This is a genomic window from Deefgea tanakiae (genome assembly GCF_019665765.1).
Lineage (GTDB): Bacteria > Pseudomonadota > Gammaproteobacteria > Burkholderiales > Chitinibacteraceae > Deefgea > Deefgea tanakiae.
The window spans coordinates 3,172,323-3,195,219 of the sequence record NZ_CP081150.1; the positions used below are offsets into that span (position 1 = coordinate 3,172,323).

General features: G+C 43.7%; 14 protein-coding genes, 2 tRNA genes, 2 rRNA genes and 1 other RNA gene. 18 read left to right on the plus strand and 1 reads right to left on the minus strand.

Annotated elements, in window-relative coordinates; genetic code table 11:
• Positions 1-7: 7 nt before the first annotated feature.
• Both K4H28_RS14830 and K4H28_RS14835 read left to right on the plus strand, forming a co-directional pair.
• Positions 8-4,717: a pilus assembly protein gene (locus tag K4H28_RS14830; RefSeq protein WP_221005916.1), complete on the plus strand. Its 4,710-nt coding sequence runs from the start codon at positions 8-10 to the stop codon at positions 4,715-4,717.
• 44 nt (positions 4,718-4,761) lie between these two features.
• Positions 4,762-5,193: a type IV pilin protein gene (locus K4H28_RS14835; RefSeq protein ID WP_221005917.1), complete on the plus strand. Its 432-nt coding sequence runs from the start codon at positions 4,762-4,764 to the stop codon at positions 5,191-5,193.
• Here the strand turns inward: K4H28_RS14835 and K4H28_RS14840 are convergent, their stop codons facing one another.
• Entirely contained in the window at positions 5,194-5,715 is a 522-nt protein-coding gene (locus K4H28_RS14840) for a hypothetical protein (RefSeq protein ID WP_221005918.1), read from the minus strand. It lies immediately after the preceding gene.
• 347 nt (positions 5,716-6,062) lie between these two features.
• Between K4H28_RS14840 and ylqF the strand changes: the two genes are divergently transcribed.
• The 16 genes from ylqF (at position 6,063) to K4H28_RS14920 (ending at position 22,846) form a co-directional block, all read left to right on the plus strand.
• Positions 6,063-6,968, plus strand: a complete 906-nt coding sequence (gene ylqF, locus K4H28_RS14845) for a ribosome biogenesis GTPase YlqF (protein ID WP_221005919.1) — start codon at positions 6,063-6,065, stop codon at positions 6,966-6,968.
• Between the two features lie 157 nt (positions 6,969-7,125).
• Positions 7,126-7,326, plus strand: a complete 201-nt coding sequence (locus tag K4H28_RS14850; protein WP_221005920.1) for a hypothetical protein — start codon at positions 7,126-7,128, stop codon at positions 7,324-7,326.
• A complete protein-coding gene (locus K4H28_RS14855; protein WP_221005921.1) occupies positions 7,323-7,634 on the plus strand; it encodes a cell division protein ZapA in 312 nt (103 codons plus the stop codon). Before K4H28_RS14850 ends, K4H28_RS14855 begins: the two co-directional genes overlap by 4 nt.
• Before the next feature lie 16 nt (positions 7,635-7,650).
• Positions 7,651-7,832, plus strand: a non-coding RNA gene (ssrS, locus tag K4H28_RS14860) — 6S RNA.
• A 10-nt stretch (positions 7,833-7,842) separates the two neighbouring features.
• Entirely contained in the window at positions 7,843-8,427 is a 585-nt protein-coding gene (locus K4H28_RS14865; RefSeq protein ID WP_221005922.1) for a 5-formyltetrahydrofolate cyclo-ligase, read from the plus strand.
• 131 nt (positions 8,428-8,558) lie between these two features.
• Positions 8,559-8,834: an HPr family phosphocarrier protein gene (locus K4H28_RS14870; protein WP_221005923.1), complete on the plus strand. Its 276-nt coding sequence runs from the start codon at positions 8,559-8,561 to the stop codon at positions 8,832-8,834.
• 372 nt (positions 8,835-9,206) lie between these two features.
• Entirely contained in the window at positions 9,207-11,753 is a 2,547-nt protein-coding gene (gene ptsP / locus K4H28_RS14875) for a phosphoenolpyruvate--protein phosphotransferase (protein WP_221005924.1), read from the plus strand.
• Between the two features lie 12 nt (positions 11,754-11,765).
• On the plus strand, positions 11,766-12,089 hold the full coding sequence (locus K4H28_RS14880) for a PTS sugar transporter subunit IIB (RefSeq protein ID WP_221005925.1): 324 nt from the start codon (positions 11,766-11,768) through the stop codon (positions 12,087-12,089).
• A gap of 263 nt (positions 12,090-12,352) precedes the next feature.
• Positions 12,353-14,074 carry a PTS glucose transporter subunit IIBC gene (gene ptsG / locus K4H28_RS14885; protein ID WP_221005926.1) on the plus strand — a complete coding sequence of 574 codons (1,722 nt, stop codon included), beginning with the start codon at positions 12,353-12,355 and terminating at the stop codon, positions 14,072-14,074.
• A gap of 103 nt (positions 14,075-14,177) precedes the next feature.
• Positions 14,178-15,176 (plus strand): YheT family hydrolase, encoded by a 999-nt coding sequence (locus K4H28_RS14890; RefSeq protein WP_221005927.1) that lies wholly within the window; start codon positions 14,178-14,180, stop codon positions 15,174-15,176.
• 1 nt (position 15,177) lies between these two features.
• Complete coding sequence (locus K4H28_RS14895; protein ID WP_221005928.1) at positions 15,178-16,551, plus strand: phosphomannomutase/phosphoglucomutase; 1,374 nt, start codon at positions 15,178-15,180, stop codon at positions 16,549-16,551.
• A complete protein-coding gene (gene nadC / locus K4H28_RS14900) occupies positions 16,548-17,387 on the plus strand; it encodes a carboxylating nicotinate-nucleotide diphosphorylase (protein ID WP_221005929.1) in 840 nt (279 codons plus the stop codon). Before K4H28_RS14895 ends, nadC begins: the two co-directional genes overlap by 4 nt.
• Positions 17,388-17,786: 399 nt before the next feature.
• Positions 17,787-19,320 (plus strand): 16S ribosomal RNA (locus K4H28_RS14905).
• A 104-nt stretch (positions 19,321-19,424) separates the two neighbouring features.
• Positions 19,425-19,501 (plus strand) — tRNA-Ile (locus tag K4H28_RS14910).
• 8 nt (positions 19,502-19,509) lie between these two features.
• Positions 19,510-19,585: transfer RNA gene (locus K4H28_RS14915), tRNA-Ala, on the plus strand.
• A 369-nt stretch (positions 19,586-19,954) separates the two neighbouring features.
• A 23S ribosomal RNA gene (locus K4H28_RS14920) occupies positions 19,955-22,846 on the plus strand.
• Together the 16S and 23S rRNA genes with 2 tRNA genes alongside form the textbook arrangement of a ribosomal RNA operon.
• Positions 22,847-22,897: the final 51 nt, after the last annotated feature.

Genomic DNA, 22,897 nt, shown 5'->3' on the forward strand with positions numbered 1-22,897 from the left:
TAGCATCATGAAAATTAAATTAATGACATTAATAATTAGTGGTATTTTTTCAAGCCAATTAATTAATGCTGCTCCAGTGCAAAAATTTACTCAAAGTGGTAAAGATCCCTTTACACCACTGTATCAATCATCAAATGAGCCGCCATTAAATATGTTAGTGATTGGTAAAGATCATCGACTATTTTATGAAGCTTATAATGATGCATCTGATCTAGATGGTGACGGCTCATACGATGTAGGCTACCAAGGTTGGCAAAATAAAGCCGGCTTTCCTGCGACAAAAGGTAATTTCAAAATTGATTACTATGGTTATTTTGATAGCTATAAATGTTATCAATATGCAAATAATCGTTTTGAGCCAATAGAAATCACTACTAATAAAAAATGCATGAATAACTCCTCTGCACCATGGAGTGGTGATTATTTAAATTATTTAACTACATCACGGATTGATGCAATTCGCAGAGTGCTCTACGGTGGAAAACGCAGCAAAGATACTGCGACAGAGACTGAATTAGAACGCGCATTCATTCCTCAAGATGCACATAGTTGGGGTAAAGAGTATCGGAATGTAGCAAACGATGGCTATGACATTAGAGAATATACTCCAATGAATTTACCTACAGGCACAACACGTCATTTGTTTGCCAACACCACAATGTGCACACCCAATGCTTGTAGCACCAGCTTTAACAATCCACCATTGCTAAGAAGTATTAAAAATAGTCCAAGACGTGTTTGGGAATGGCTCAGTATTGAGAGACCTGTGGCCGATGCCCAATATGCAGATGGTTCAAACAACCGTGTCAATATTCCAACTGGTGATATGACAAATTACAATGTCAGAGTACAAGTCTGCAAACCAGGTTTACTAGAAACAGAATGCAAAAAATACGGTACGTCCTATAAACCATTTGGACTTATACAGCAGTATGGTGATGCTGATTCTATGCGCTTTGGTTTAATGAGTGGTAGTTATTCTAACAATACACAAAGCGGTGTTTTGCGTAAAAATATTTCAACAATTGATGATGAAGTTGATATCAGCAATGGTACTTTTAAAACTGCAGTTGGGGTTATTAGATCAATAGATAATTTTAGAGTTGAAGGTTTTACCAATAGCAGGGAATGGTTTGGATTAGGCGGTAATGACAATGAGTGTTCATATGCAAATGCGTTTGCAAAACAATTAACGAATGGTAATTGTAGTGGTTGGGGTAATCCAGTCGGCGAAATGATGTGGGAAACCATGCGATATTTTTCTGGAGCAAGTGCAAGTTCTACCAGTGACGCTAAAGGGAACGCTCTGGGATTATCAGTGTCAGCATGGACTGATCCATATGGAACAAATAATGGTAAACCAAGAAACAGTGTATGTGCAAAACCAGTAATTACATTGCTATCTGATATAAATCCATCTTTTGATGATGGTATTTCTAATTCAAGTCTAAATGGTAATTCATTTAACCAATCAAATGCATTAGATCAAATATGGAAAGATGAATTTGGAGCTGTTTCAAAATCAGTAGTTATTGGTTCAAACGGCACAAATAATGATTTAGCACCAACAGTTAAAACAACATCTTCCTTTTCAAATTTGAAAGGATTACCTGATGAGCCAGGTAAATTTGGTACTTTTTCTAGTGCTGCAGTTGCTCAATTTGGACGCATTAACGATATAAATGCAGCTGCAGAAAAACAATTAGTTAGTACATTTTCAATTGCATTAGCTTCACCATTACCAAAAATTGAAGTACCAGTAAGTGGTCAAAAAGTAATTTTTACACCATTTGCTAAATCACCAGCAAATGGTGGCAGCACAGGAACTTCAGCTAATTATCGGCCCACAAACCAAATTGTTGATTATTATATTGATACAATTAGGAATGTTCCTGGATTTCCAACTGATAATTCTGTTAATGGTGGCAGACCATATTATAAGTTCCGTATTAATTTTGAAGATGTAGAATATGGTGGTGACCATGATATGGATGCTATCGCTGAGTATACGATTAGCTTGCAAAGTGATAATAAAATTTTAGTTAAAGTTGATTCGACTTATGCAGCTGGTGGTATTGATCAGCATATGGGTTATGTTGTTTCAGGTTCTACAAATGATGGTGTTTATTTAGTTGTTAAAGACGTTGGTGGCCGAGATGTTAATTATTGGATGGATGCAAAACCAGCCACAATCAGTTCGGGTAACCCAATCAACTCTGGTACTCCAATAAGCCCAAATGGTAATTTGACCGCATTAACTGATTCTCGAGTTTTTGTGGCTAATAGTTCAGCAGCAATAGTAACAGATTTGAAATCACCACTATGGTATGCAGCAAAATATGGTGGTTTTGTTGATGATGATGATGATACTAGTCCTAATAAAAATATTATGGATAATACAGCTGAATGGGATGTAGATTCAGATGGTATTCCTGATAATTATTTCCTAGTAACTAATCCGCTAAAACTGAAAGAACAGTTAGATCGAGCTTTTTCACGTATTGATGCAACTAGTCGTTCTAGTGCACCAGTAGGTAGTGCTTCAGGAGGCGGTTCAACCAGTAGTGATTATCGAATCTACCGAACAGCTTACAAAGCCAATCAATGGAGTGGTAATTTATCAGCATTATCTTTATCAACTTCAACGCTTCAATTAGGAACTGTATATTGGGATGCAAATGATCCTTCTAAATTACTTCCACCTAATCAACGAATACTGATGGCATGGAACCCAGACACACGAACAGGTACAGCATTTGATAGTGCTGCCGGCTTAGCTTATTTATCATCTAGTCAAAAAGCTGCATTAAATTATCCAAGTGGTGATCCAGGTGGTTTCGTAGTTACACCTGTTATGGAAGCACGTTCAAAATATATCCGTGGTGATAATTCAAATGAAGGAACAACAGTAGGTAAATTTAGGCAACGTGAACGGTTTAGCGAGGAGACAAATTACATTGCAGATATTTTAGATGCTCAACCCTATGCGGTAGGCCCCGTTCCTGATCCTACTTATTATTCTGATGCTGATTACTCAACATTTGCCAAAAATTATAAAGATCGCATAAATTTTGTTTATGCAGGTGCTAACGGAGGGGTATTTCATGCATTTATGGATGATGTAGTTACTAACCAAGCTGATAACGGAAAAGAACGTTTTGGTTATATTCCATCATTTGTATTTAATAAATTATACAAATTAGAAGAACAAGCTTATAACCATGAATATTTTTTAAATGGTCAAGCAGCAGTTCAAGATGTGAAAATGAAGTCAGGTGATTGGAGTACATTATTAGTTGCTACAGCTGGTTTTGGCGGCAAAGGTGTATTTGCACTTGATATTACTAAGCCATTAGAAGTTGGATCTTCAGAAATACCAAAATACACTCGTTGGGAATATTTCAATACCACAAATTCTGCACAGGGTAGCCCAGATATGGGATTTCAACCATATAGTCCATTAATTACTAAAATGAATGATGGTAAATGGTATTCAATTGTTGGTAATGGTTTTAATAGTGATAGTGGGAATGCTGCTTTGTTTTTACTTGATGTTTCTGGTCCTACTTCATCTGGATGGGATTCAGCAACAGCAAAAAAAATATTAATTGATCCATCTATGGCAGGTACCGGTTTTAATGGTCTATCAGCAGCAACTGCTGCGGATTTAAATGATGATGGAACTGCTGATGTTATTTATGCTGGAGACATGCTAGGTAATTTATGGAAATTTGATGTTAAAAGTAATAATTCATCTGATTGGAAGATTGGATTAGCTGGTAAACCTTTATTTAAAGCAACAAGATCAGATGGCGCTCAATCTATTGTAAGCCCTCCCGCAATTGCTTTTGAGAAAAAGGTTGAATCCAATTTAAGTATTGTGAATAAACGTTTAATGGTTTATTTTGGTACTGGTAAGTTTTCTGAAGATTGTGATCGATTTGGTGCAACTTGTTCTGGGCAATCTAATACTGCTGGTTTTTACGGCATTGTAGATAATGAAGAGCAATTGAGTTCCACAGGTGCAGCAACAGGAGATGTATCTTCATTTAACACCATAACAACTTCAAAATTAGTTCCGCAAAAAATTCAAGCTTATAATAGTAGTGATTTAATTAAATTGAATCAGGCTGGTTTAACACTGAGCGATATTGAAAATTTTAGATGTATTATTCCAAAAAAAGCAGATGGTACTTTCCAAACTAACTGTACTGATGAAAATTTATATACAAATGCGAGTGTCGAATTCGGTTGGTATACGGATTATCCAGTTTCAGAGGAGAGAAGTGTAGGGATGCCTCGTGTGTCTGGTGGGACTATATTATTTAATACTTTGATTCCGTATCAAGATTTAACTAATCAATGTTCATTTACTTCACGTTCTGCATTAATGGCATTAAATCTTGATGATGGAGGTCAAACTAGACAACGCTTTGCCATGACGAAGAGTAGTGATGGTACTAAGGTTGTTATTGCAAATGTAGGTATGATTTCATCTACGTCTACACCAAATGGTACTACCACAGTAAAAGGTGCAACGCCTTCAGGTTTAAATGATGATCGTGGATTTGGTCGTGATTATAATAATGTTAAAAAACAAGGAAGTAACCCTTGTGAAAAGGCAATTGACGTTGATCCTTTAGGTAAAGCAACTCAAATTAATGTTTGTGATTCACGTATTGTTGTACCTGTAAATTGGACTGAAGTTATTAAATAATTATTAATGGGCTTTTTATAAAGTCCATTTTTTTTGAGGTAAATATGTTTAAAAAAACTAGTGGCTTTACTTTAATTGAATTAATGATTACAGTTGCTGTAATTGGTATTCTTGCTTCAATTGCAATTCCAAGTTATTCAACTTATATTAAAAAAGCAAGAAGAACGGATGCTCAAACAGTTTTATTGCAGAATGCAAATGTTTTAGAACGAATTTATACTACTGAAAATAAGTATGGTGAATCAGGTGTATGTTCAACTAGCATAATTACAGAAACTCCAATTGATGGAACAACAAAATATTACGATGTTTCATTAAATAATTGTGAACCATCTACTTATACATTGACTGCAACTCCAAAAGGAAGTCAATCTAGTGATGGTAAACTAGTTTTAACTCATACAGGTCGTAAAGGCTGGGATAAAAATAATAACGGGACTGTTGATTTTTCAGATGACTCTGAAAATAAGTGGTAATTAAAATTTTATTTCTTTTATACTTGAAATACCTTTACCATTTTTTATTGCAGGTTTAAATTTTAATTTCCCTATTATTGTTTTTAATTCATTTAATTTTTCATCTTCAATATTTGTTTCTTCAATCTCAATATTTTCAACGATTCCTTTTTCATTGATGTAAATTTTAGCTTTAAAATTTACATCAATTTCATTTGTAAACTCAAATTCTTCACTATTTAATAGTATTGCTTCTGAATCTGCATAATTTTCAATTTTTATTAAATTTTCAATATAATCTTGTGAAATTGTTAAATTATTAACTGCATCAGGTATTGAATCTTTTGTTTTATAGTTATAGGTGTCTATATTATGGTTCAATAATATGTTACGTAGAGGTTTTTCAAAATTAATTCTAAATTGAAATTTTTCTTTGTTGTAGCCTTGAATATTAAAATTTCCACTATTAAAAAAACAAAGAAAAATCAATAAATGTATATTTATCGAAATAATAATTGAGATAAAAAGTTTTTTTTTGTTCATTGGTTTTTAAAGTAAGTGTGTCTTCTGAAATTATTTTAGGTGATGATGACTTCTCTTTGTAGGTTTTCTTTATATATATATTGATAAGTAAAAGATAGTAGTAATAGATAAGGATTGAAATTTCTGTGGATAAGTCTAAAAAACTATATTTATCATATACTTAAGTTATCCACATGGGCAGGTACAACTCCTGCTGCTGTTGTGGATAAAATGTGCTGCGTTTTACAGCTTTCCTGTGGGTAATACTTATCCACACCTCTTGCGAATTCCCCCACATTTTAAGTGACTGATTTATATAGGCTTGTGTGAATAAGCTGTATAATCGCGGGTTTTCTAGGGGATGTTCGATGGCGATTCAGTGGTTTCCGGGTCATATGCATGTGGCGCAAAAGAAAGTGGCAGAGACAATGGCCAAGGTGGATATGGTCATTGAGATCGTGGATGCGCGGATGCCGCTGTCGAGTAGTAACCCAATGATTGAGAAGTTGCGCTTGCATCGTCAGCGTCCAGCTTTAAAGATCATCAACAAGACCGACCTTGCCGATCCGAAGCTAAGCCAGCTGTGGTTGAACTATTTCCGTCAGCAAGCGGGTACTGAAGCGTTGTTGATGGGCGAAGATAACAAAGCTGCTGCTATTAAACAGATTGCTGTGCTGTGTAAAAAATTAGCCCCGTTCCGCAATGATGCTGAGAAACCGCTGCGGGCGATGATTTTGGGGATTCCTAATGTCGGTAAATCGACTTTGCTCAACACTTTGGCTAAACGTAAAGTCGCTAAAGTGGCTGATACACCGGGTGTGACTAAATCGCAGCAACGGATTGAGACGCTAGATGGTGTCATCTTGTACGACACACCGGGTTTGATGTGGCCGAAGGTCACGCATGAACCATCTGGTTTCCGCCTTGCTTTGGGCGGTTCTATTGGTCGTAATGCTTATGATGAAGTGGTTGTTGCGTATTTTGCGATTGAAACGTTGCGTGAACGCTATCCTAAGGAGCTCATGGCACGCTACAAGCTCAGCAATCTGGATGGTACGGTCGATGAGTTGTTTAACTTGATTGGACGCAAGCGCGGTGCCTTAATGGCCGGCGGCGTGATTGACGAGCAAAAAACCGCTGATTTGATTATCACGGATTACCGCAGTAAAGCCATTGGCCGGATGACTTTGGAAGTTCCAGACGACTTTATCGGTGTTGATTTAAGCTATGGCGTTGATGTGGTTGAGGAAGTTGTTGAGGATAATGACGATTAATTGATTAGTATTGCCGTGTAGGTCAATGAATACATGGTTTAGGTGGCAATACAGGCATCAATTTATCAAAGATGTGATTTTTTCATGGCTTTACGTAATAATTAGCTTTGAATGAAATAATCTGGTTTAGCCTTGATGCCGCTTAAGGACGCTAATTATGGAAGTTGAACTCAGTGGTTTGGAAGATAAAGTGATGCAGCTTGCTGCGCTTTGCCGTGAGTTGCGCGCTGAAAATCGTGTTTTACGTCAAGATTTACTGCTTGCTCAGCAAGAACAGCAGCATTTGACTCATAAATTGGCAGGCACTAAAGAGAAAGTTGCGGCGATTTTGGCGAAGCTGCCTGAGGATGTGCTATGAGCGAAACGATTAAACATCTCGATATTTCAATCATGGGCCGTGAGTTTCGGGTGGCTTGCCCAGCGGATGAAGAAGCGACCTTATTGCAAGCGGTTGAACTGCTCGATGCGCGTATGCATGATATTCGCACTGCTGGTAAAGTAATCGGTATTGAGAAAATTGCCATTATGACGGCGCTCAATATGACACACGAGTTTTTGAGTACGAAAGTTGAGGGCGGCTTTGACATTGGCCGCATTCAGCGTAAAATCGATGACATGAACTCAACAATCGATGCGGTTTTACAAGAACAAACTGAATTGTTCTAACGCGTCGAGACCATTAGCTTTCCTGCGGTGTTCGCGACGGTTCTAAATCTTTGAACCGATAAGCTGTATAGCATGTTTGCCAGTCATCTAGACGCCTGTTGTGCGCGTTCCTCGTTGAATGCACCTGATGGCATCTGACCGGCAACAACTTGAACCATGGGTTCAAGATGCGAACCGAAACGGCACTGTGGGAAGCCCTCATTCTTCTGTGATTACTCAAAAATCTCAATTACGCCGTCAACTACGCCAAAGTAGGGCGGCGACATCAATTGCTGATCGACAGTCTGCAGCATGGGCGTTGACTCACTACCCACCAATTCTGCAGCAACTTCGTCGTGGAAAAAAAATTGCTTTTTATGTACCAGTTGGTAGCGAGCTTTCTGCCTGGCCTTTGATATTTCTGGCCTTGCAGCGGGGTTGTTTGGTTTATTTGCCGGTTGTGCCTGAATCAGGGCGAAAACTGCACTTTGTTCGATTGAATCAGCACGCAGTCTGGCACGTTGGTGCGTATGACATTCCGGTACCATTTAATACCGAACATTGCCAAGCGCGTGATCTGGATACCGTGTTTGTTCCTTTGCTCGGTTTTGATGAGTCGCTGGCACGGTTGGGTCAAGGTGGCGGATTTTACGATACGACGTTTGCATTTCGTCGCCACCGCCAATCTTGGAAAAAACCACGTCTGATTGGTTTGGCGTTTGAATGCCAACGTGTGCCCGCATTGCCTTGTGAACCTTGGGATTTGTGCTTAGATGGATTGGCGACTGAGCTTTCGTTTTATCGTCCTATTTGATTTAACGCAAATTAATCCAAAGCCTAGTGAAATTACTGACATACAGTGCCATGTGCCTTGTTTAAGATGACAAGAATGTTCTATGCTGTTTGCATTGATCCCAATTGATTTCATCAAAATGAGGTTACATTATGGCTGCAGTTGTTTCTTCCCCAGTGAGTATTGTGAATGCGACGGGTTTACATGCACGTCCTGCAGCAAATTTAGTGAATGTCGCTAAGCAATATAAAGCAGATATTAAGTTGGTGTATAAAGGCATCGAAGCAAATGCGAAATCAGTTGTGTCTGTGATGGGACTGGATGTCAGTAAAGGTGACCAGATTCAAATTAAAGCCGATGGTTTGGATGCCAATGAAGCCATCAAGGCAGTAACAGCAATTATTGCATCAGGATGTGGCGAGAACTAAACGAATCGCTTTAATAATAGGGTGGCTCAGCCACCCTATTTGTTTATGTTGCTGTTCATCTGAATGTCTTGAAACTCATGTAGTTTGTTAATTAATGTAAAGAAATACCGTGTCAGGTAAATGAGCCTTTGAAAACTGATTAAACACAATATGTGAAAAAGTTAGAACGATAAGAATGCAAGCCAAAATATAAATTGGAAACAAAAGTGGTTTAATGCTTGGCAAAATTTACTACTAAAAAGAGAAATAGTACGCTGTATGCCACTGGGATGCAGGCGGTAAACTAATGAACATCTGAACGCATAAACCATTTTAAATGCAGATCGTATGATGCGATCTGCGTCATCAAGAATTAAACCAACAGAGGTTGTTATGTCGACAAATCCAGCTTCGCAGTTTGTATTATTAGCCCCGTTTTCGGGCGTCATGGTTCCGTTAGAAACCGTACCTGATCCTGTTTTTGCTCAAAAAATGGTTGGAGATGGGATTTCGATTGATCCAACCAGCAATATTCTTGTTGCACCAATGACAGGCAAAGTAACGCAAATTCACTCAGCCAAGCATGCGATTAGCTTGGTGGCTAGCAATGGCTTGGAAGTATTGATTCATATTGGTCTTGATACCGTGATGCTCAAAGGTCAAGGCTTTACTGCGAAAGTCAAAGAAGGCGATATCGTTGATGCAGGCCAAGCACTGATTGAATTTGATATGGATGCGGTTGGCCGTAAAGCGCTGTCATTACTTACTCAGATGGTGATTACCAATGGTGAAAAAGTAAGCAGTTATACGCCAGCTAAAGGTTTAGTTGTAGGTGGCAAAGATGCTGCGTTAACTTTGGTCATGGCTGATGGCGTGGTGCAAAACTCAACGACAGCTGATGCATCAGGCGAAGCCTATTCAGATCCAATCCGTATTCCAAACCCAACTGGTTTGCATGCTCGCCCAGCTGCGGTATTAGCCAATGCAGCAAAAACCTTTAAATCTGAAGTTAAATTGGTTCGTGCTGGTCAAGAATCAAACGCCAAATCAGTTGTAGCGATTATGGGCTTAGAAGTCCAAAACGGCGATGAAATCCGTGTTCGTGCGATTGGCCCTGATGCTTCAGGCGCAATTAAAACACTGACGGCACTCATTTTGAGTGGTTGTGGTGAAGACGTGGGTGGCGTAGTGCCGAAGTTGAAACCAAAACCGATGGACACCATTAAAATCACCAAAGCACAGCCAAAATCAGAAGATCCAAACGTGCTGACTGGCGTCTCTGCTTCGCCTGGTTTGGCTGTTGGTCAGATTTTCCAAGTTAAACAAGTTGATATCGAAGTTGCAGAAGCGGGTGAAACGCCAGAAGTTGAACGTCGCCGTTTTGACAAAGCCTTGAAAGATGCGCATCAGCAACTAGAAAATCTGAAATCTGAGATCAGCGATGAAAGCAAAGCAGAGATTTTTGCTGCTCACCAAGAGTTGCTTGAAGATCCTGATTTGTTGGCGATCGCGATTGCCGGCATCACGAACGGCAAGAGCGCTGGTTTTGCTTGGAAAGAAGCTTATAGCACCTACTCGGCTAAATTGGCTGCGCTGAAAAATGAAGTCTTGGCGGGTCGTGCCAATGATATTCGCGATGTGGGTTTGCGTGTTTTACGCTTGATTGCTGGCATCGAAGAAGCTGCGATGGTTGTGCCTGAAAACGCGATTTTGATTGCTGAAGATCTCACGCCATCCGATACCGCTAGCCTTGACCGTACTCGCGTCCTTGGGTTTTGTACTACCGGCGGTGGCGCAACCAGCCACGTGGCCATCTTGGCGCGATCACTCAATATCCCAGCCATTTGCGGTATTGATGAAGATGCACTGGCTTTGACCAATGGTATGCCAGTGATTTTGGATGGTACTCGCGGTACTTTGCGTAAAAATCCTTCAGAAGCTGAAGTGACTGAAATTCGTGAAAAACAAGCGAAGCAAGCGATCAAGCGTGAAGCTGAATTGGCTGCTGCTTTTGAACCAGCCACAACCAAAGATGGCATTCATGTTGAAGTTGTTGCCAATATTGGTGGCCTTGATGAAGCTGTTCAGGGTGTTAAGCTCGGTAGTGAAGGCGTGGGCTTGTTGCGTAGTGAATTCTTGTACCTTGAGCGCACCGACGCGCCAACTGAAGAAGAACAAAGCCAAATTTATATCGATATCGCCAAAGCACTCGGTAATGATCGTACTTTCGTCGTGCGTACTTTGGATGTGGGCGGTGATAAACCATTGGCTTACTTGCCAATGCCAGTTGAAGAAAACCCATTCTTGGGCGTTCGTGGTGTTCGTCTCTGCTTGGCAGAACCTGAACTCTTGCATACTCAAGTTCGTGCCGTATTGCGTGCAGCACCGTATTCAAAATTGGCCATCATGTTCCCAATGATTACCAGCCTTGAAGAAGTACGCGAAGTGAAACGCATCGTGGCGCTTGAGAAAGCAGCACTTGGTATTACGCAAGACGTGCAAGTCGGCATTATGGTTGAAGTTCCTGCCACCGCAGTGATGGCTGAGCAATTCGCGCGTGAAGTTGATTTCTTCTCGATCGGTACCAATGATTTGACGCAATACACGCTGGCGATGGATCGTGGTCATCCAAAATTGGCGAAGCAAGCTGATGTAATGCATCCAGGTGTGCTTAATTTAATCAATATGACAGTGAAAGGCGCACACGCACACGGTAAGTGGGTTGGTGTATGCGGGGGTATTGCCTCAGACCCTATGGCTATTCCATTGTTACTAGGTATAGGTGTTGATGAATTGTCAGCCAGCGTGCCAACGATTCCTGCAATTAAAGCTTTAGTACGTACTTTGAACAAAGCCGATTGTGAAAAACTGGCAGCAGAAGTCTTGCAACTCGGCACTGCCGCCGAAGTTCGCGCTCGTTTGTCGCAGTTGGTTGATTAAAAGGAATTTTAAATGTTTTATATTATTGCTTTAGTGATTGGTATTGCGATTGGTTGGCTACTACGTGGTAATCAGCAATCAAGGACTAGCGAAGCGCGAGTGGAAAAAGAAATTCAGGCCGAAGTGATTCCTGCCGTGAAGTCTGAATTACTCAAGCCAGAGTGCTACGCTGCGCTCGGTGGTAAAGCCAATGTACGAGTGGAAGAGTTTATTGCTGCAACGCGCGTGCGAGTTGAGCTGTTTAATGGCGGACTATTGAATGAAAACGCGCTGAACAATGCGGGTATTTCAGGCTTTGCAAAAATTGATGGCACGACGCTACATTTGATTATGTAAATATTTGTGTTAATCAGAAAAAACCACCATTAATTTTGGTGGTTTTTTTTTGCTAAAAAATAATATGTCGTTTACATTGAGGCTGCTTTTAAAATATTATCACCTTGATATAAAACAATAATTCCAAGCTAATACGCTAAGGTATATCCCTGTAAGGTGATTGCTGCATAGGCAAACAAAATTTTATGTAACAAAATGAATCATGAACTTAATAAACCGGCGATAAACTGATTTATTCATTATTCGCCTTTTGGAGAAAAACCATGTTTAAGAATGCATTTGCAGTCTTACAGCAAATTGGTAAAGCATTAATGCTGCCAGTGGCTGTGTTGCCCGTTGCCGGTTTATTGCTCGGGATTGGGGCGTCTAATTTTTCGTTTATTCCGACGATTGTGTCGCAATTAATGGCCGCAGGTGGTGGTGCGATTTTTGGCCATTTGCCTTTGATTTTTGCAATTGGTGTGGCTTTAGGTTTGACTGAAAATGATGGTGTGGCAGCGATTGCAGCAACAGTAGGTTTTGTAGTGTTACTCGCCACCATGGGCGTAATGGCACCAGTGATGGGGGTTGAACCAGCGATGGTGATGGGCATGAAATCGATGGAAACCGGCGTATTCGGCGGGATTATTATCGGTGGCGTGGCTGCAACCTTATTTAATAAATATTACCGAATCGAATTACCGCCGTATTTGGGTTTCTTTGCCGGTAAACGCTTTGTACCGATTGTGACGGGTGTCGTTGCGATTTTTGTTGGTGTGTTGATGTCGTTTGTTTGGCCTCCAGTGCAAGGCGTGATCAACACATTCTCACAATGGGCAGCGCATTCTGACCCACGCATGGCGGCAACGGTGTATGGTTTTGTTGAACGGATGTTGATTCCATTTGGTTTGCATCATATTTGGAACGTGCCTTTCTTCTTTGAAATTGGTGCCTTTACTGATGCAAGCGGTAAAGTGGTGAATGGTGATATCGCTCGTTTCTTTGCGGGTGACCCAACGGCCGGTATTTTGTCTGGTGCGTTCTTCTTTAAAATGTTTGGTTTGCCAGCAGCAGCGATTGCGATTTGGCATACAGCTAAACCAGAAAACAAAGTAATGGTTGGCGGGATTATGATTTCAGCAGCGCTGACTTCATTCCTAACAGGTATTACTGAGCCGATTGAATTTGCCTTTATGTTTGTGGCCCCGGTTCTCTATGTGATTCATGCTTTCCTTGCCGCATCAGCGCAATTTATTGCCAATACTTTAAACATGCACATGGGTTTTACGTTTTCACAAGGTGGTATCGATTTCTTAATCTTTAATGCCTTCGGTGTGTATGCGAAAAACTGGTGGTACGTACTAATCATTGGTCCGATTTATGGTCTTGTCTATTACAGTGTGTTCCGCTTTGTTATTACCAAATGGAATCTCAAAACACCAGGTCGTGAAGATGTTGCCGCTGATTCTGTGAAACAACAAGCCAGTGGCCATGGTATGGCGCATGATTTGGTAGTCGCTTTTGGTGGTGCAGAAAATATTAAGAGCTTGGATGCGTGTATTACTCGTTTGCGGATTTCTGTTGCCGATGCGGCGAAAGTGAATCAAGCCTCACTGAAAGCCTTGGGTGCTGCCGGTGTGATGCAAGTGGGCAATAATATGCAGGCTATTTTTGGTACTCGCTCGGAAAACTTGAAAACGGATATGTCTGAGTATCTAAAATCAGGTGGTATGGGCTTGGCGGCATCATTAAATAATTTTTCTGAGGCAATACCTGCCGCAAAAGCTGGTGAGATTCGTAATAAAGCCTTGTTAGCGGCCTTGGGTGGTCAAAGTAATATCGCTGAAGTTGCTTCAATTGCTGCAACACGGGTTCGAGTTCAATTAAAAGACATGAGCCAGTTTAATGAATCAGCAGTGTTGGCGGCAGGCGTTGATGCCGTTGCTAAGCTCGATGGCAATGTGCTGCATTTGATTGTGGGTGATCAAACGACGGTATTGGCATAAAGCCCTAGATTACGAAGTACATTAATACAAAGCCCATCTAAACAAGGATGGGCTTTTTTACATGCAGCTAGATTTAGTATGAACTTTGCGCCAAACTCGTTCTATGGCACGTGAAAAAAAATTAATCCTCAGTGAGTTTCAATCGGCGAAATGGCTGCCAGGTGGTCATGCGCAAACGATTTATCCTGCCTTATTTATGTGGCGCAGGGCGGCACGTTATCGCCGCGAAGCTTGGGTGACGCCTGATTTGGATAGCATCGTGGTCGACTGGACCGCTGGCCGTGCGGGCACACCGCTGATTGTTTTATTTCATGGGCTCGAAGGCAGTTCAAACAGCCACTATGCTTTGTCACTGTTTACCCAAGCCTATAAACAAGGCTGGCGTGGCGCGGTGCCGCATTTTCGTACTTGTGGCAATGTCCAAAATCGTTTGCCACGCGCTTACCATGCGGGTGATTCTGAAGAGGTGAATTGGATTTTGCGAAGAATGCGAAAAGCATTTCCAGATTCACCGATTTTTGCAGTCGGCGTATCATTGGGTGGCAATGCATTATTAAAGTGGCTGGGTGAACAAGGTGCCGCTGCCAATATGGTGATTGATGCGGCTGCCGCAGTTTCTGCACCGATGGACTTGAGTGCCAGCGGTCATCAGTTAGACCAAGGCATCAACAAGCATATATATACGCGCAATTTTTTAAGTACCTTGCGTTATAAAACGCAGATGAAGTTAAAACTGAATGCAAATCCGTATATTGATTGGCAGCAAGTTAAAAAGGTTAAAACGATGCGCGAATTTGATCATCTGGTCACCGCGCCGCTGCATGGCTTTCATAGCGTCGACCATTATTGGCAAAGTGCCAGTAGCAAAGATGTATTGAATCAGATTGCTTTGCCGACCTTAATCATTAATGCTTTGAATGATCCATTTATACCGGAGGCGAGTTTGCCCCATCAGAAGGACATGCCTAGTTGTGTAACATTGCTGCAACCTGCTGAGGGCGGTCATGTTGGTTTTGTCAGTGGCGCGCCACCCGGTCAATTAACTTGGCTACCTGATAATATCCTGCGTTTTTTTCAATACCACTTACCTTTGCCGCGATAATATGATTTCTGTGCCAGCCAGCTTGTTTAAGGCCTACGATATTCGAGGCAAAATTGATTTACTCACTCCCGACTTTGCGTATTGGGTTGGTCGAGCCTGTGGTGCCGAGGCGATTCAACGTGGACTCACCATCGTTGCCCTAGGTTTTGATGGTCGTTTATCCAGTCCTGGCTTGGCAACGGCACTCAGTCGTGGCTTGGTTGAATCGGGAGTTCAAGTTTTAGATCTTGGCTTGTCCTGTACGCCACTCCTTTATTATGCCGCGCTGAATAAAGCGGCGGGCTCCGGCATTATGATTACCGGCAGTCACAATCCGCCTGATTACAATGGCATCAAAATTATGCTCGGTGGCGAAACCATTGCCGCTGAAGCTTTGCAAGATTTACGACAAAGTATCGAGCTCGCAACATTGCCAGTACAAGACGGTGGCACAGTCGCGGCACTCGATATGGCGCAAGAGTATATCGCCGCCGTGAAGCAGCAATTGCCCTTGGTGCAATTATCAATACCACTCAAAATCGTTATTGATTGTGGTAATGGTTCACCGGGCGCACTGGCTCCCGATTTGTATCGCGAACTGGGTTGTGAAGTCATTGAGTTGTATTGCGAAGTCGATGGCTTATTTCCTAATCATCATCCGGATCCGCAAGTCGCCGAAAATCTACGCGAACTGCAAGCCACCGTCTTGGCGCAACACGCAGATTTGGGCTTGGCTTTTGATGGTGACGGCGACCGGCTTGGTGTCGTCACGCGCACTGGACAAATCATCCCTGGCGATCGCTTATTAATGCTGTTTGCCTCTGCCGAATTGGCGCAGCAGACTGGACATATACTCTATGACGTTAAATCTAGTCGTGCTGTTGCTCAATGGGTTTCACAGTTTGGTGGCACCTCCGAAGCAATTCCAACCGGTCATTCACATATGAAACGCCGCTTGCGTGAAACGAAGGCACTGCTCGCTGGAGAACTTTCGGGTCACTTTGCCTTTGTTGCTTGGGGTGTTGATGATGCTTTATATGCAGGCGCTAAATTACTTCAGCAGGTTGCAGCGGGTGTGGATCTTGATGTGGAATTGACACGTTTCCCAGTCAATTATTCCTCACCCGAGTTACAAATACCGCTCACTGAATCAGGGCACGATTTAGTTGCACAGATTGCAGAACATGCGCAGTTTCCAAGCTCACAACAAATTAGTACGATTGATGGGCTGCGCATTGAATATGTAGACGGCTTTGGATTAATCCGCGCATCCAATACAACACCTGTTTTAACATTAAGGATTGAAGCCGAGACCCTCGCCGCGATGCAACGTATTCGGCAGGAACTCGTCACAGCCATTGCTCCCTTACCCTTTCCAAATATTGACGAGAAATGATGACACTTCCTCCACAACATCTGATTGCCGCTAATGTCGCAGTCGCTTTAAGTGAAGACATTGGTGATTGTGACTGGACTGCTCAGTTAATCCCTGCCCAACAAACGGCCAAAGCCAAGATTGTGCTGCGTGAAAACGCTGTGATTTGTGGTCAAGCTTGGTTTAATGAAGTGTTTCGGCAGGTCGATGCAGCAGTGAGCGTTAACTGGAAAGTGGCAGAAGGTGAGTATGTATATGCAGACCATGTTATTTGTGAGCTAGAAGGTAATACCCAGGCTTTACTAACAGCAGAAAGATCCGCACTTAATTTTCTACAAACCTTGTCGGCTGTCGCGACGGTCACCCGTCAATATGCTCAAGTTGTTGCAGGTACTTCCGCCGTAGTACATGACACACGTAAAACCATCCCCGGATTACGCCGCGCACAAAAGTACGCCGTCACCGTAGGCGGTGGTGCTAATCAACGCATCGGCTTATACGATGGCATTTTAATCAAAGAAAACCATATCCTCGCCGCAGGCAGCATTGCCAATGCTTTAGCTACTGCGCGAGAAATCGCACCGTCGAATGTCACCATTCAAGTTGAAGTGGAAAACTTGCACGAGTTGGATCAAGCCCTCGCTGCAGGTGCTACATCGGTACTATTAGATAATATGAGTTTGACTGAAATGAAGCATGCCGTTGAACGCGCCGAGGGCAAAGCGATTCTAGAGGCATCAGGTGGCGTTGATTTAACGTCGCTACGCGCGATTGCCGAGACCGGTGTCCAACGTATTTCAATCGGTAAACTCACAAAAGATGTGCTCGCAATCGATTTATCGATGCGATTAATCTAAATTTGCTGTGGTTTTAGTTTGTTTTTCACCAAGGGCGCGTTAGCGCCCTTGTTTGTTTCTTGCGAGTGCTGCATTTTTGTTTCAAATTGGTTTCTATGTAAATCAACGACTTATCGCCTTAGTTCTATTTTCTTTGTACGCAGGTGTTGACGGGTTTGGGTGGGGTGGGTATAGTTCGGCCTCTCTGCTGCTGACACAGCAAACGAAACAAGCGGTTCTAAAGCAAGTTTCGGTGTCTAAGCCACTGATCTTTAACAAAATACAGCCGATGAGTGTGAGTGCTTGATTTGCAAGTCAAACAAGTGCTTGCATTCACAAATGAGAAATAACTCGATGTTTACATCGAGGCGCTTTAAGTTTTGAGCGCAAGCCAAGTAGTACAAAATTAGCACAGAGATTAAACGAAAGAGTTTGATCCTGGCTCAGATTGAACGCTGGCGGCATGCTTTACACATGCAAGTCGAACGGTAACAGGGTGCTTGCACCGCTGACGAGTGGCGAACGGGTGAGTAATACATCGGAATGTACCCAGTAATGGGGGATAACGCTTCGAAAGGAGTGCTAATACCGCATACGCCCTGAGGGGGAAAGTGGGGGACCGCAAGGCCTCACGTTATTGGAGCAGCCGATGGCTGATTAGCTAGTTGGTAGGGTAAAGGCCTACCAAGGCAACGATCAGTAGCGGGTCTTAGAGGACGATCCGCCACACTGGAACTGAGACACGGTCCAGACTCCTACGGGAGGCAGCAGTGGGGAATCTTGGACAATGGGCGAAAGCCTGATCCAGCAATGCCGCGTGCGTGAAGAAGGCCTTCGGGTTGTAAAGCGCTTTTGTCGGGGAGGAAATCCTAGTGGCTAATAACTACTGGGGATGACAGTACCCGAAGAATAAGGACCGGCTAACTACGTGCCAGCAGCCGCGGTAATACGTAGGGTCCAAGCGTTAATCGGAATTACTGGGCGTAAAGCGTCCGCAGGTGGCTTGATAAGATAGACGTGAAATCCCTGGGCTCAACCTAGGAATTGCGTTTATGACTGTCTCGCTAGAGTATGGGAGAGGGGGGTGGAATTCCACGTGTAGCAGTGAAATGCGTAGAGATGTGGAGGAACACCGATGGCGAAGGCAACCCCCTGGCCTAATACTGACACTCATGGACGAAAGCGTGGGGAGCAAACAGGATTAGATACCCTGGTAGTCCACGCCCTAAACGATGTCTACTAGTTGTTGGGCTTTTCGGAGCTTAGTAACGCAGCTAACGCGTGAAGTAGACCGCCTGGGGAGTACGGTCGCAAGACTAAAACTCAAAGGAATTGACGGGGGCCCGCACAAGCGGTGGATGATGTGGATTAATTCGATGCAACGCGAAAAACCTTACCTGGTCTTGACATGTACGGAATCCTTTAGAGATAGAGGAGTGCCTTCGGGAACCGTAACACAGGTGCTGCATGGCTGTCGTCAGCTCGTGTCGTGAGATGTTGGGTTAAGTCCCGCAACGAGCGCAACCCTTGCCATTAGTTGCTAACATTTAGTTGAGCACTTTAATGGGACTGCCGGTGACAAACCGGAGGAAGGTGGGGATGACGTCAAGTCCTCATGGCCCTTATGACCAGGGCTTCACACGTCATACAATGGTCGGTACAGAGGGTCGCTAACCCGCGAGGGGGTGCCAATCTCACAAAACCGATCGTAGTCCGGATTGCACTCTGCAACTCGAGTGCATGAAGTCGGAATCGCTAGTAATCGCGGATCAGCATGTCGCGGTGAATACGTTCCCGGGCCTTGTACACACCGCCCGTCACACCATGGGAGTGGGTTTCACCAGAAGTAGGTAGGCTAACCGCAAGGAGGCCGCTTACCACGGTGGGATTCATGACTGGGGTGAAGTCGTAACAAGGTAGCCGTAGGGGAACCTGCGGCTGGATCACCTCCTTTCAAGAGAAAGACGAACAAATTAAGTACTCACACTCATCGGCTGTAGATTTGAAGAATGTCGGATTGATTGAGATGAATAATCTGAATTGAGATGACAACGATATGGGTCAGTAGCTCAGTTGGTTAGAGCACCGTGTTGATAACGCGGGGGTCATAGGTTCGATTCCTATCTGACCCACCACCTTAGTTGGGGGCTTAGCTCATCTGGTAGAGCACCTGCTTTGCAAGCAGGGGGTGAACGGTTCGAGTCCGTTAGCCTCCACCATTAGTTTGGTCTGGAACTACCTAGTAGAAAATAGAATTCTATGGATTGCACGATGTATTGTGCAGTGTATTTTATTCTGGTTTCTAAAATTAGAATGATTCACGAAAGTGAATTGAAATATCGATCTTTAACAAAATAGAAGAAGTAATTAATTCCAATAAACATTGTTGTGGAATTAGATTTAGAGATTACTGCTTGCAGTGATGGATAAATTTGATTTCAAAGTAAATATATTGGGTTGATTGTATCTGTTCAGTTGAATTGGTCTCATGCCAGTTTGATTGAACCGCAAGTGAAATGAGAACTCACTTGCAAGTCGCAAATACGATTTCAGTAACTTGAAATACGTTTACGTGTTTGAGGTTATAGGATCAAGCGAATAAGTGCATCTGGTGGATGCCTTGGCGATGATAGGCGACGAAGGACGTGATAGCCTGCGATAAGCGTGGGGGAGCTGGCAAAGTGCTTTGATCCCACGATTTCCGAATGGGGAAACCCGGCCCTTTTGGGTCACTCTAGACTGAATACATAGGTCTAGTAGAGCGAACCCGGTGAACTGAAACATCTAAGTAACCGGAGGAAAAGAAATCAACCGAGATTCCCAAAGTAGTGGCGAGCGAAATGGGAAGAGCCTGTACGTGATAGCAGTAGACTTAATAGAATGGAATGGAAAGTCCAACCATAGTGGGTGATAGTCCCGTATATGAAAAGTCAATTGTGGTACTAAGCGTACGAGAAGTAGGGCGGGACACGAGAAATCCTGTTTGAAGATGGGGGGACCATCCTCCAAGGCTAAATACTCATCATCGACCGATAGTGAACCAGTACCGTGAGGGAAAGGCGAAAAGAACCCCGGGAGGGGAGTGAAATAGAACCTGAAACCGGATGCATACAAACAGTGGGAGCCCTTGAAAAATGGGGTGACTGCGTACCTTTTGTATAATGGGTCAGCGACTTACGTTCAGTAGCAAGCTTAACCGAATAGGGGAGGCGTAGGGAAACCGAGTCCGAATAGGGCGCATAGTTGCTGGGCGTAGACCCGAAACCAAGTGATCTATCCATGGCCAGGATGAAGGTGCGGTAACACGCACTGGAGGTCCGAACCCACTAACGTTGCAAAGTTAGGGGATGAGCTGTGGATAGGGGTGAAAGGCTAAACAAACTTGGAAATAGCTGGTTCTCCTCGAAAACTATTTAGGTAGTGCCTCATGTATCACTGACGGGGGTAAAGCACTGTTATGGCTAGGGGGTCATCGCGACTTACCAAACCATGGCAAACTCTGAATACCGTCAAGTGCGAGCATGGGAGACAGACCTGGGGTGCTAACGTCCTGGGTCAAGAGGGAAACAACCCAGACCGCCGTCTAAGGTCCCAAATGATCAATTAAGTGGAAAACGAGGTGGGAAGGCACAGACAGCCAGGATGTTGGCTTAGAAGCAGCCATCATTTAAAGAAAGCGTAATAGCTCACTGGTCGAGTCGTCCTGCGCGGAAGATGTAACGGGGCTCAAATTGATAACCGAAGACGCGGATATGACCATTTATGGCATATGGTAGAGGAGCGTTCTGTAAGCCTGTGAAGGTGTCTTGAGAAGGATGCTGGAGGTATCAGAAGTGCGAATGCTGACATGAGTAGCGATAAAGGGAGTGAAAAGCTCCCTCACCGAAAACCCAAGGTTTCCTGCGCAACGTTCATCGGCGCAGGGTGAGTCGGCCCCTAAGGCGAGGCAGAAATGCGTAGTCGATGGGAAACAGGTTAATATTCCTGTACTTGATATAAGTGCGATGTGGGGACGGAGAAGGTTAGGTTAGCCAACTGTTGGAATAGTTGGTTTAAGTGTGTAGGCGGATCCCTTAGGCAAATCCGGGGGTTCTTAACGCTGAGGCATGATGACGATTCACTTAGGTGATGAAGTAACTGATACCCTGCTTCCAAGAAAAGCCACTAAGCTTCAGCTTATATTGAACCGTACCGCAAACCGACACAGGTGGGTAGGAAGAGTATTCTAAGGTGCTTGAGAGAACTCGGGAGAAGGAACTCGGCAAATTAACACCGTAACTTCGGGAGAAGGTGTGCCTTATAGGTGAAGAACCTTGCGTTTGGAGCTATATAAGGCCGCAGAGAAATGGGGGCTGCGACTGTTTATCAAAAACACAGCACTCTGCCAACACGAAAGTGGATGTATAGGGTGTGACGCCTGCCCGGTGCTGGAAGATTAAATGATGGGGTGCAAGCTCTTGATTGAAGTCCCAGTAAACGGCGGCCGTAACTATAACGGTCCTAAGGTAGCGAAATTCCTTGTCGGGTAAGTTCCGACCCGCACGAATGGCGTAACGATGGCCCTACTGTCTCCTCCCGAGACTCAGCGAAGTTGAAGTGTTTGTGAAGATGCAATCTCCCCGCTGCTAGACGGAAAGACCCCGTGAACCTTTACTGTAGCTTTGCATTGGACTTTGAAGTGGTTTGTGTAGGATAGGTGGGAGGCTTTGAAGCAGAGACGCTAGTTTCTGTGGAGCCGTCCTTGAAATACCACCCTGACCCCTTTGAGGTTCTAACCTTGGTCCGTTATCCGGATCGGGGACCGTGCATGGTAGGCAGTTTGACTGGGGCGGTCTCCTCCCAAATTGTAACGGAGGAGCTCGAAGGTCGCCTAGGTACGGTCGGACATCGTACTGATAGTGTAATGGCAAAAGGCGGCTTAACTGCGAGACCGACAAGTCGAGCAGGTGCGAAAGCAGGACATAGTGATCCGGTGGTTCTGTATGGAAGGGCCATCGCTCAACGGATAAAAGGTACTCCGGGGATAACAGGCTGATTCCGCCCAAGAGTTCACATCGACGGCGGAGTTTGGCACCTCGATGTCGGCTCATCACATCCTGGGGCTGTAGCCGGTCCCAAGGGTATGGCTGTTCGCCATTTAAAGTGGTACGTGAGCTGGGTTCAAAACGTCGTGAGACAGTTTGGTCCCTATCTGCAGTGGGCGTTGGAAATTTGAGGGGGGCTGCTCCTAGTACGAGAGGACCGGAGTGGACTGACCTCTGGTGTACCGGTTGTCACGCCAGTGGCATTGCCGGGTAGCTAAGTCGGGAAGAGATAAGCGCTGAAAGCATCTAAGCGCGAAACTTGCCTCAAGATGAGATTTCCCTAGGGTTTTAAATCCTCTAAAGAGTCGTTCGAGACCAGGACGTTGATAGGTTGGGTGTGGAAGCGCAGTAATGCGTTAAGCTAACCAATACTAATTGCTCGTGAGGCTTGATCCTATAACCTGAAGCGCGTAGGCGACGAAGATATAGTCAACCCAAAGAAAGTAG